Origin of the sequence: Stratiformator vulcanicus (assembly GCF_007744515.1) — a bacterium.
In the GTDB taxonomy this organism is placed as follows: domain Bacteria; phylum Planctomycetota; class Planctomycetia; order Planctomycetales; family Planctomycetaceae; genus Stratiformator; species Stratiformator vulcanicus.
In genome coordinates this window covers 4274745-4286730 of sequence record NZ_CP036268.1, presented here as the reverse complement: position 1 = coordinate 4286730, position 11986 = coordinate 4274745, and the positions used below count along the sequence as shown (strand labels likewise).

The 11986-nt window shown below is 57.6% G+C and carries 9 protein-coding genes and 1 tRNA gene; all 10 read left to right on the top strand.

Going from position 1 to position 11986, the window contains the following annotated elements:
• The first annotated feature begins 17 nt into the window (after positions 1–17).
• A complete protein-coding gene (locus Pan189_RS17060) occupies positions 18–998 on the top strand; it encodes a cupin-like domain-containing protein (protein ID WP_145365295.1) in 981 nt (326 codons plus the stop codon).
• A 498-nt stretch (positions 999–1496) separates the two neighbouring features.
• Positions 1497–2372, top strand: coding sequence for a class I SAM-dependent methyltransferase (locus tag Pan189_RS17055; protein WP_145365294.1), 876 nt, complete (start codon positions 1497–1499; stop codon positions 2370–2372).
• Between the two features lie 239 nt (positions 2373–2611).
• Positions 2612–3196 carry a sigma-70 family RNA polymerase sigma factor gene (locus tag Pan189_RS17050; RefSeq protein WP_145365293.1) on the top strand — a complete coding sequence of 195 codons (585 nt, stop codon included), beginning with the start codon at positions 2612–2614 and terminating at the stop codon, positions 3194–3196.
• A complete protein-coding gene (locus Pan189_RS17045; protein WP_145365292.1) occupies positions 3189–4745 on the top strand; it encodes a LamG-like jellyroll fold domain-containing protein in 1557 nt (518 codons plus the stop codon). The genes Pan189_RS17050 and Pan189_RS17045 overlap by 8 nt, the downstream gene beginning before the upstream one ends.
• Before the next feature lie 89 nt (positions 4746–4834).
• A complete protein-coding gene (locus Pan189_RS17040; protein ID WP_145365291.1) occupies positions 4835–5836 on the top strand; it encodes a DUF1559 domain-containing protein in 1002 nt (333 codons plus the stop codon).
• Between the two features lie 123 nt (positions 5837–5959).
• Complete coding sequence (locus Pan189_RS17035) at positions 5960–7066, top strand: DUF1559 domain-containing protein (RefSeq protein WP_145365290.1); 1107 nt, start codon at positions 5960–5962, stop codon at positions 7064–7066.
• Positions 7067–7145: 79 nt separating this feature from the next.
• Entirely contained in the window at positions 7146–9626 is a 2481-nt protein-coding gene (locus Pan189_RS17030) for a glycosyl hydrolase family 28-related protein (RefSeq protein ID WP_145365289.1), read from the top strand.
• A gap of 126 nt (positions 9627–9752) precedes the next feature.
• Positions 9753–9837: transfer RNA gene (locus Pan189_RS17025), tRNA-Leu, on the top strand.
• Positions 9838–9896: 59 nt separating this feature from the next.
• The gene (locus Pan189_RS17020; protein ID WP_310820689.1) at positions 9897–10739 is read left to right on the top strand and encodes a cysteine hydrolase family protein; all 843 of its coding nucleotides are present in this window, start codon (positions 9897–9899) and stop codon (positions 10737–10739) included.
• A 23-nt stretch (positions 10740–10762) separates the two neighbouring features.
• Entirely contained in the window at positions 10763–11965 is a 1203-nt protein-coding gene (pncB, locus tag Pan189_RS17015) for a nicotinate phosphoribosyltransferase (protein ID WP_145365288.1), read from the top strand.
• Positions 11966–11986: the final 21 nt, after the last annotated feature.

The following is an 11986-nucleotide window of genomic DNA, read 5'->3' as shown; positions in this document are numbered from 1 at the left end:
TGCCCTCGCGTTCCAAAATGCCTCTTATTGCTATGACCGATCCCATCGTTGAACTTGATCCCGAACACCGTGTCCCCGGCGCCCTCGAAGCACAAATCCTGACCGCGCAGCACCGGCTGCTAGAGACGGGGCTGTTCACCGATGAGGGCCTGATCGAACTCATGGAGCGGCACCCCCGAGCCCTGTGCAACCTCAGCATGATGGGGACAAATCAGGAAGAGTATGTATGGGGCGACGTCGACGCGACTGGATATGATGCGGCCGATTTGCTGCGTGCCGTTAAAGAGGGCCGCTTCTGGATCAACGTCCGGCAGATTATGAAGCACCAGCCGGAGTTGCGCCGCATCGTTGACGAACTCTACGATGAGCTTGAGAACCAATCGCCCGGTTTCGTCGCGACTCGCCGCTCGGCGAACGTGCTGATTTCCTCGCCCGACGCGTTCGTCTATTACCACGTGGATGTCCCGCAGAACATTCTGTGGCACATCCGCGGCCGCAAGCGGGTTTGGGTCTACGGCGAGTGGGAGGACATCGTCCCGCGCGATATCTACGAAGCCATCGTTGATTGCAGCCGCGAAGAGGACGTTCCGTATCGCAGCGAATTCGATCAGAAAGCGGACGTGTTCGACCTCGAACCGGGTCAGGTCATCACTTGGCCGCAGAACACCCCGCACCGCGTCGAAAATCTCGACGGGCTCAACGTCTCCCTCTCGACCGAGCACTACACGCCCCGTGCGTTCCGGAAGGTCCGGGTGATCCGGGCCAATCGCTTTCTAAAGAACGTGCTCGGCCTGCCCGTCAAACAAGAGCAGACCGACGGTCCGGTCTTCGCCTTGAAGAACTCAGTCTTCCTCGCAAAGAGAACGGTTGAGAAGTACTGCGTTCGCAAGCAGGATTACTCTTATCCCGTGAAGTATCGACTGAACTTCGACGCGCCGCAGTTGATGGAGGCGGTTGAGCAAAGTGCTGGAGAGTCTTTGCAATCTGCCGGAGTTTGAGTTCACGAGCGAGCACGGTTGCGGATAGCCCGACGCGCCAGCGAGGCAGAATGATGTCGGTGAAATCTCTCCCAACATCTCGCGTCCTTAAAGCGGGTGTAAGCCCAATTCTGGCGTCGTGGCTCAACAGTCTTCGGCTTCAGTCAGAATGTGAGTCGCTACAGTTGTGAGACGCTTGGCGTGTCACCACGCAGCCGTCGATTTCCCGTTGAAAGATCCAGGCGGGTCGTTCGGCAATCGGCTCGAATTCACTCAGACGCGGCCTCGCTGGCGCTTCGGGCTATCGTTGCCACAACGATCTGTTCGTTGAAAGTAGGTCGGATCGAAGCGACAGTCATTGGGCTTTCGCCGGTCCTTCGGCCTGTCTTTGATCCGCGACCGCTCGCAGGGGCAGTGGAAATTGCCTAAGTTGCTATTTGCATTCCGCTCTCCGCGAAGGGCGTCCGCTCCGCTCACTTCGCACGTTGCGGGTCACAAATGGCCTCGTGAGACACCGTCGTGTCAGTAGCTGCGTCCGACCCTTCTGAGAAGATCCGCCCGGAACTCGGGACGGTGCAGGAAACGATGCTGATCCCGCTGTGGGCCCGCGCGACGGAGTCACAGCAGCGGTCCCCGATTCTGTGCGATCCCAAAGCAGTCGAAATCTGCGAGGCGATTGATTTCGACTTCGCGCAGTTTCGCCGGGCGACCATGAGCCGCGTCGGCATCGCCCTGCGGACGCTGCAGTTCGATGCGTGGATCAAGTCATTTCTGGCGGATCATCCCGCCGGAACCGTCGTTGAAGTTGGTGCTGGCTTGAGCAGCCGATTCGAGCGACTCGATAACGGTTCGGTTCGCTGGATTGATCTCGATCTCCCGGATTCGATCGCGCTGCGACGGAACTTTTTTGACGAGTCCCCCCGCCGCACGATGCTGGCGTCGTCGGTGCTCGATGAGCAGTGGCTCGATGTCGCTGCCGAAGCCGGCGGGCCATGGTTCGTTAACATCGAAGCGGTGCTGATGTATCTGGATGAACCGCAGATTCGAGATTTATTCGGGACGATCGCAAGCCGGTTACCCGGGGCAATGGTGGCGTTCGATACGTTGACGTCGCGGGGCCTGCGGCAGCAGGGCCGGCACGAGATGAAGCGATTTTTCGAGGCGACGTTCACCTGGTCAATTGAGGATACGCGAGCGATCGAACGGTGGGGCGATCAATTTCGATGCGTCGATCGGGTGAATCTGAAGCACGTCGCGGTCCGCAATCTCGATCGCATCCCCCTGCGGCTGAAAGTGATCAGCCTTGCGATGTCCGCATTTCGCAGGCGAGCCGTCAACGACTACTGGCTCTCATTGTTCTGCCTGAACGGCCAAGACTCGGCGATCGACGGCTGAGCTGACGCTTTGCCGGAACTGCCCTGCTATTGGATGTCGCTGGTCTTCAATAGCCCCGGCCGATGATTCGGCGATCGCTGATATTGCATAAGCGGTATGACAATCACGTTTTACGATGTCTTTGAACGACTCGCGGGGTTTTTTATCGGACAATTTTGTCGACTCCCGTCAATACATGAAGAGGTATTAACCCATCCGACCCAATTCACGGCGTGAGCTCACAGACTGAATTTGCAGTCATGGCGTCCCGATTGACCCAATCCGACTTTTCAAGCGTGGAACACGACCGCCCGGAATCCGGTGGCGGGCCGGATGAATTGTTCGTTGAGCTTTTCGCCAAGTCGAACCGACCCGTTTTCTCGTGGATTCTGACATTGGTGGGAAAAGAGTCGGTCGCCGAAGAGATTTATCAGGAGACGTGCCTCGCGCTGTGGCGGAGTTTCAGCGAGTACGACCGATCACGCGACTTCACCCGCTGGGCTTGTGGCGTGGCACTCAATCAGGTTCGCCAGTACCGACGCCGCGTCTCCCGCGACTCACTGCTTTTCGATGACGAGACCGTCACTCGGATCGCCGCAAGCCAGCAGGGCTATCGCGAGCTGATCGACTTGCGACGCGAAGCTTTGGCGACATGTCTGGAGCGGCTTCCGCGTGAAGACCAATCACTCGTTAAAGAGTGCTATCAGTCTGACTCAACAATTAAAGCCGGCGCCGAGCGTCTGGGCAGACCGATCAGCTCGGTCTATAAGGCGCTGACTCGAATACAGACGACGCTCTTTCTTTGTGTTGATCGCATCCTCCGGCTGGAGGATCACCATGAATAAGCCGGCGACGCGGGCCGAGCTGCTCCAACTGCTCGGCGGGCTGACGAATGATCAACTTTCGGCGACCGAGCGATCTCGGCTCGAAGAGGTCGTCGCTTCCGATCCCAAAGCCCGCCTGATCTATGTCGAATATATGGATCAGCACGTGCGGCTTAGAGAAGCCGCCGGAGCGCTGCCGACGGCGTCACTCAGCGTCTCCAGGCGCCGGGGGCCTTTAACGAACCGGCATTCAGTCATCTATGCGCTGACCGTCGCCTGCACCTTGCTGGCGGGCGTGGGGCTCGGAATTTACGGATGGTCCTATCGGACGGTTGCGGAACTCGTAGCCGCATCGCCCGGGGCCTTAACTGTCGATGGAACGCTCTTCAATGATGCCGGTTCGCTGCGGATCAGCGAACTGACACTGGATCACGGACTAGCGCGCATTCGGATGAAGGGCGGCGCGGAGCTTGCTATTGAAGGTCCCGCATCGCTCGCGTTAATCAATGGAACGACGGTCCGCCTGCAATACGGGCTGCTTTCCGTACTTGCCGAAGGGGAAGCCCGCGACTTCGTCGTTCAGACTCCGACCGCTCAGGTCACCGATCTAGGGACCGCATTCACCATTAATGCGCGGCCGGAAGCCGCGATGGAGGTGCATGTTCAAGAAGGCGAAGTCGATCTCGCGACATCGTCAAAATCAATCCGCCTGTCGGAGGGCTCAGCCGCACGAGTATCGGAAGACGAATCTCGGTTCAATTTAATTCCGGTTGATCGAGAAATTCACTTCGATCCGCGCCGGGTCGCATCGCTGTCCGATATCGTACAGGAGGAGGTCCAAGCGGAATTAAAAGAACGTCGGTCACGTAACGATCCTGACCTGCTCCTCTACTATTCGTTCGATCCTAACTCGATTGATGAGAACGCGGTTGTTTCGAACCAAGCGTTCGGGAGGAGCGACTTCGGGTATGGACAGGCTGAAGGTGTTCGGCTTGTTCAAGGTCGCTACAAGAATGACACGGCGTTGCGGTTCGACCGGGGCGAAGAATTTACCCGCGTAATGGTCGATGTTGCCAACTCCAATCGATTTCGAGGCTTCCGCGGAAATCTTTCTGTCGCGATCTGGTTTCGTTGTGATCCGAAAGTTGCGCGGGCGCAAACCCTATTGGCGCGGTCGGGACATCTCGGGAGCAATTGGGGGTTTCGTCGCCAGCAAAGAGGCCAAAGTGAGCGAACCAGACTGAAACTCGATTATTGGGGACCCGGAGCCCCGGAGCTCTGGGCGGATACCGATGTCGGCGACGGAAAGTGGCATTCGGCTGTTGCGACATTCTCCAGCCTGCGTCCGAAAAGGACCGTGATCCGCTTCTATGTCGACGGAAGGCTCGAGGCGGTTTCGCCCGTCGTAGGGCATTTTGACGAGGAGAACCGCCCTCTCGTCATCGGGGGACGTTCGTTCGGGGATATCGCTCACAAGAACGACAAGATGTTTTCAGGCGACATTTCGATGGTCCAAATTTATCAACGAGTACTCAGTCCAGAAGAAATTTCTGACACCTTCAGCCCTTAATGACAGTTGAGTCTCGAGCGACGTTCGATATCGCTCAGAAACTTTTTGTCTAACTCTTCCTCACTTCCACCAAACTGGAACCATTTCGAATGACTATTAAAAGAAGGTCGGGTTTCACGCTCATAGAATTACTGGTGGTAATTGCGATCATCGCCATTTTGGTCGCACTACTCCTTCCGGCGGTGCAGCAGGCCCGTGAGGCCGCGCGACGCTCGCAGTGCTCAAATAACTTAAAGCAAATTGGTTTAGCGCTACACAACTATCATGAGGCCTACGGGTCGTTACCGATCGGTTGGATCGTCGATGGCACTGTGGGTGATGACGGGGAGACCGGCCTCGGCGTCGGCTGGGCGTGGGGGACTGCGATTCTGCCGTTTCTCGACCAGGAGGCGCTGTACCGGAAGTTTACGTTCACCGACGCGACGGCCGAGCCTAGCAATAGAGACTTTCTGGAGACATACCTTCCGTCCGTTTCGTGCCCATCAGACAACAATCCGAAGAAAAGTGGCGATCCGACAAACTCCAAAGACGAATCATTACGCCCCAGTTACGTCGGAAACTGGATGCTCTACAGTCAGAACCATCCCCAATACTATGAGCTCTATCCGCCGAGCAAGAGCGGCGATTGGGAGTACACTGGAGTATTCGCCACGAATCACGTCTTTAAGTTCAAAGACATCACCGATGGCACGTCCAACACGATTGCGGTGGGCGAAACGAATTATAATCAACGCCGCAATATTTTGTGGTATGGCGTGTCACGGTTCAGTTCGACGAGTGGCAGGAATAAGACCAAGTTTAAGAATAACAATTCCGACTTCCGAAATCTCGTCGGCTCCGGCGGTAATTCGTCCGATCGCGGTATTAATGTGGGTGCGGCAAACGGCTTCAACGGCAGCCACCCCGGTGGAGTGCAATTCCTGCTTGCCGATGGCTCAGTGCATTTCATCAGTGAAAATATTGATGACGCAAAGCCGACTTGGAATGACGTGAAAAACGCGAGCGGATGGAAGGCAGGATTTGCTTCGAAAATGGGCGTCCTGCAGCAGCTGCTGGCGCGAAACGACGGAATTCCGATCGGAAAGTTTTAAGCAAGCTCCACCTTGAGATTGCCGCAGACCATATCTCATGTGACACTGGAAGTCACACCCTTCTGAAAATCAATCTGATTTGCGATTCCGTAACGTCAACGTTGAATTGAGGAGTTGGAAATGATGTCTCGCAAGCCGCGAAGAGCTGCGTTTACCTTGATCGAGTTGCTGGTGGTCATCGCCATTATTGCGATTCTGATTGCCCTGCTTCTTCCTGCGGTTCAACAGGCGCGCGAAGCCGCTCGCCGGAGTTCGTGCAAGAACAACCTGAAGCAACTCAGCCTGGCCGTGGCCAATTTTCACGATACCTATCAACGATATCCCGTGGGTTCCGATGATGGATTCAGTTGGCAGGCCCGCATCCTCCCGCAGATGGAGCAGGCGGCTATCTACGAAGCGTTCGACTTTGACTCATCGTTTAATTCGGCTGGCAACCGCGCAGCCGCGTCGGCCTTAATTCCATCGTTCTTGTGCCCTTCCGACCCGGCACCGAAAAGGTTGACTGTCGATGGCGTGACCGATCACGCGGTCAGCAGTTACTGCGGTAGCGGCGGCCCCTTCCCCGCGGAATGGTCGCGCGACGATCACTCCGGCTATAAGGGCACGCAACTGGTCGCGCCGCTCGGCAGTCCGGTCGGGGGGAACAACAGTGATGCGAACGTCGCCGACTATGCAACCATCGCCGACATCACTGACGGGACGTCGAACACGATTCTGTTGGGTGAGGTCACTTGGCAGCGGTCACAGAATCAGCGGCTTTACGGGTCTGCCGGTGACTCAGGAGGCGCGGGAACGTTTGACGACGCCGACCGTAATCTTCGGATGACCTACTTCGGGCCGAACGTACCTGAAGATCAGGTCGTCCCGTTCGGCGGGTCCCCGTGCTCGATTCCCAATGATATCGACACGGCATCATGGCCTTACAGTTGCACGCGGACAAACGCGGAGGAATTTATGTTCCACAGCCAACATACCGGCGGCGCGCACTTCGCGTTCGCCGACGGTTCGGTCCACTTCATCAGCGATAATATCGATTCGCAGCCACCAAGGCTGGAGAATGCCGGCGAGTGGGCGACAAACCCCAGAAATAAGCGATTTTCGAATAAGAGACTGTGGCGGGTGGAAACCGAAGAAGGCTTGCGGCGTGCCTGGAAGAACAAGACTTTCACCCTCGCAGTCTTTCAACGCCTCGGCATGATGAACGACGGGCAGCCCGTCGGCGAGTTTTAAAGATCGCCGTTGATCTGATTTGTGCTTGCATCTGCATTCCTATTCATTTCTGATTCCTTCGGATTAATCGAGGTATTTCGTGTCAGACCTTTATAGGGTGGTTGCGGTCGCATTAATACTTAATTGCTGGACGTCGCTGGAGGTCGCGTGCGGCGGCGAAGCGATCCGCGGGGAGATGTCGGATGAACTGTGGGCGAAAGTTCTCGCGAAGAATCCGAACGTCGCCAAAGGCGATCGGCAGGCGTGGCGGGCGGCGCTGCATCCGAGCAATCCGATCACGGAAGTCCCCAGTGAATTGGGTAACCAGAAATTAGCGGAGCTCGGTTATGTTGACGTGACGGCTGCACCGTTCGCAGCAGACCCTACCGGTTCGCGTGACTCGACGAAGTCACTGCAGGACGCGATTAACTTCGCACGCGATCATCAAATGGTCTGCTTTTTTCCGGCGGGCGACTATGTGATTTCAGAGACGCTCTCATGTCGACACTCATTAGCGGTCCGTGAGCAGACCGGTGATCTCTACGGGCCGAATCTGTTTCCCTGTCAGCTCGTCGGATCGACGAAGGACTCAACACGCAGGGCCCGGCTCATTCTGGCTGCGAACTCGAGCGGCTTCGATAAAGCGGACAGCCGCAAACATGTCGTTTATTTTTCGAACGTATCGAACCGCGCGGAAAGTCCTGACAGCGGCGAAGCGAATACCGTTCATTACAACCAAACGTTCCGGTCGATCGACATCATTGTTCGCGAAGGAAACGACGGAGCTGTGGGGCTGCGAATGCAGGCCGCCGAGGGAAGCACGATTCAGGATACGACCATCGATCTGCGAGAAGGCGGTCATACGGGCGTGTGGGGCTTGCCCGGTTCTGGTGGCAGTACTCATGCCGTGACAGTGCTGGGTGGCAAGATCGGAATAGACACTCGGAATCATCCGGAGCCGCGTGATCGATTTGCGTCCGGTTCGCAGCCGACCGTGACCGTTTTTGATGTGACGCTGGTGAATCAAAGTGAATGGGCGGTGTGGTCCTTATCGCGTGGGCCGCTGATCGGGGCCGGCTGGACGATTCAGACGCAGAAAACGGGACCGGTCATTCGGGTCGGCAAACCGTGGGTGGCATTTCCATTCGACAATTCTTTCGGATTAATTGATGCGAGAATCGACTATCAGGTTCCGTCGCTTAAGAATGTCGTCTTCGAGAGCGATCGCAGTTTATTCCTGCAAAATGTTTATGCGCGGAATGCCGCCGGTATTGAAGCTCAGGGGGACGTCGAAGTCTGTGAGGGGTCGTGGTCACGGTTGAAGACATGTGCGATTCATAAAGAACGTGCACCGCACAAGCGATTTAAGGGGACCGAACCCGTTTATGACAACGGGACTCTCGTCGGGGATTCATTGATCGAAAGTGAGTGCGTGACGTCGACGCCGCCGGACCTGAATTTGAAACATGCGTGGGGATCAGACTTCCCTTCGTTTGAGTCGAACGACGTGGTGAACGTCAAGGACTTCGGTGCGATCGGTGACGGCGTGGCGGACGACGCGGCGGCCTTCGAGAAAGCGATTGCCGCGGGGAACACGGTGTTCTTGCCGAAGGGGCGATACCGCGTGGGACGTACGGTGCAGTTGAAACCGGGCACGGTGTTAATCGGTGTCAGCCAAACGCTATCCCGGATCGCGGGAGGTGATTCCAAGGACTACGGACGATTCGGGAACAATCCCGATCCCGAAGGGAATCCTTTGCCGATCGTCGCGAGCGCAACCGGACGGGGTGCCGTTAACAAGCTCGGTTGTTTAGGAATCGACATCTTGTATCCGTGGTCAGCGCACGATCCGAGGGTGATCGGGGCGTATTGTCTGGACTGGCAGGCCGGCCCCGGTTCATTAATCAGAGACTGTGCTGTCAACGGAAAGACGCAGCACTATTTCAACCCGGAACTCGTCTTGAAGATTCACCATAAGAATCGCACGCGAAAGATGGCGCGAATCGATGAGGACGAGACGGATGAAGAACCACTCTACCCGCTGAAGCATCCGCTCGTTAAAATCCATAACGGTGGAGCGGTCGACTGGTTTAACTTCTATATTCACGGAAACCATCCTTATAAGAACGAATCCCGCGTGTTGCTGATTCAAGATACGCAAGGGCCGGTCGCGATCCATCATTTGCACGCACAACACGCGCGGTGTGATTACATTGTTGAAGTGCAGGACAGTTCGAACGTCGACGTCTTCGGCATTAAGAGCGAGCACCACACGAACTTCATGCTCGTGGAAGACTCCGATCACGTGCGGATCGTCGGGCATGGGGGAATCGCGACGCCAGAGCCACCGCGTTCGCACTATACGTTCAAGAATTGCGACGACTTCTTGCTGTCGAATTTCGGCGAACAGGCCACGTTCGCGAGTCAGTTTCAGAAGAAGGGGAGCTGGCGGAATCCACTCCCGCTGTACCCGACCGACAGCTACGACGCGATGGTCGAGATTCGAGACGGCGAAAGAATCGTGACCGAGTCGCGGTTTGAACGGCCGATTCTCTACCGGCGCGGCGAGCCGCTGAGGTAAAAATCTCCGGATGAGGCCGAGGTAGGCCGAACCATTGCCAGTGCCAGCCGGTCTTCACTGTTGGAGTTTGCGGCGGGGCCGATGCATTTACGCGACGGGCGTCCGCTGGCTACACTCTGTGGCCCGGCCGGAGTGGCGGAATGGCAGACGCGACGGATTCAAAATCCGTTGGGCTTTACGGCCCGTGTGGGTTCGAGTCCCACCTCCGGTACTTGGCGGTCACCGTAGGCGATTTGCTGTACGACCTGGTTCATAGCCGGAGACCCGCCCGTGGGTGAAACCCACCTGCTTAGCCCCGTGGGTGAAACCCACCTGCTTATCATTGACCCGCAGAATGACTTCTTCGATCCCGAGATCGGATCGCTGTTTGTGACGGGAGCCGACGCGGACATGCGGCGGCTTGCGGACTTGATCGACCGGGCTGGCGAATCGATCGACCAGATTCATGTAACGCTCGATTCGCATCATCCGATCCACGTCGCCCATCCGGTCTACTGGCGCGATACCGACGGCCATCACCCGAAGCCTTTTACGATTATTTCCGCCGAAGACATCGAGAACGGTCGGTGGATTCCCACTGAGAGCGGGTGGCTGCGTGGCACTCGCCCCGGCTACGGGGCGATCGACTACCTCCGCGATCTTGCGCGCGGCGGTCGCAGCCCGCTCTGCATCTGGCCGCCACACTGCCTGATCGGACATCGCGGTCATAACGTGTCCCCTCCCCTGCATGATGCGCTTCGACGTTGGGAGGAATCACATTCCCGGACCGCACAATACATTCTGAAGGGCTCGAACCCCCACACCGAACACTACGGGGCCGTCGCCGCTGAAGTTCCTGACCCGACGGACGTTTCGACTCAGGTGAATACGAAATTCGTCAACGCGTTGCGTCCCGCCGAGACGATCCTCGTTGCCGGTGAAGCCGGTTCCCACTGCGTCGCTGCGACGGTGACCCAACTCGCTGATATCGCGCCCGAGGCCGATTTTGCGAAGAAGACCTATCTTCTTGACGATGCCGTTTCGCCTGTCCCAGGCTTCGAGTCGGCGCAGTCAGAGTTCGCCGAACGTCTGAAGGGCCGCGGCATGCGAACGGCCCGGACCACCGATTTCTGAATCCCCTGAAGACAGGCCTGTGAATGCCGATCCTCTCGCTGCTCGACAACGACCTTTACAAATTTACGATGCAGCACGCTGTGCTCGACAACTTTCCGGGCACGCCGGTCGAGTATCGCTTCACCGACCGACGACCATCCGGTCGGTTCAACGACGCCTTCGTTCGCGGGTTCTCCGAAGAATTGGAGCGTATGTCGGAGCTGCGGGTCTCCGATGAGGAGATCGAATATGTCCGCAGTCGGATGCCGTTCCTCAATCGGCCCGACTATCTGACCTATCTCAAGTCATACCGTTTCGACCCCGACGAGGTCAGCTTTGAGGTCAGAAGGGATGGTCGGCTTGAGTTGTCGATTCAGGGGATGTGGGGGCGTTCGATCCTGTGGGAGGTCCCGATCCTCGCTGCCGTCAGCGAGCAATACTTCCGGCACTGCGAAGCCGATTGGTCGATGGAGGGCCAGCCCGATCTGGCGACGGAGAAGGCGCGGCGGCTTTCCGCAGCAGGACTCAAGTTCGCCGACTTCGGCACGCGTCGCCGACGCAATTCCGACGTGCAGTCCTTGTTCATCGAACGCGCGAAACGAGAGTCGGGTTTCGTCGGAACGTCGAACGTCCATTTCGCCCGGGAGCACGACGTGACGCCGATCGGCACGATGGCCCATGAGTGGATCATGGGCGTCTCGGGACTCGATGGTCTGCGGCGGGCCAACCGTGAGGCGCTTCGTCGCTGGGCTCGGACGTTCCGCGGCAACCTCGGAATCGCACTCAGCGATACGTTCGGCACCGGGGCATTCTTCGAAGACTTCGCAGGAGACCTCGCGCGGCTGTACGACGGCGTGCGTCACGACAGCGGCGACCCAATCGCATTCGGCGAACGGGTCATCGCTCACTACCACGGGCTCGGCGTGAAACCGGAGCATAAGACGATCGTGTTCAGCGACTCACTCGACGTCGACAAGGCTGTTGAACTCCGGCGTCACTTCGAAGGCCGCATCAACGTCAGCTTCGGGATCGGGACCCACTTCACAAACGACTTCGCCGACGGGCGGTCGCTCAGCATCGTGATCAAGATGTGGAGCGTCGCGGGTGTCCCGGTCGTGAAGATCAGCGACGAGCCGGCCAAAGCGCAGGGCGATCCTGACGCGCTTCGCGTCGCGCGGTGGACGTTCGAGGGGGCTCCGCTGGATCAGGACGAGTCATTGACGGCTGAAACAAGCCGCGGTTCCTGAGAACCGCGGATCGAGCGGTGA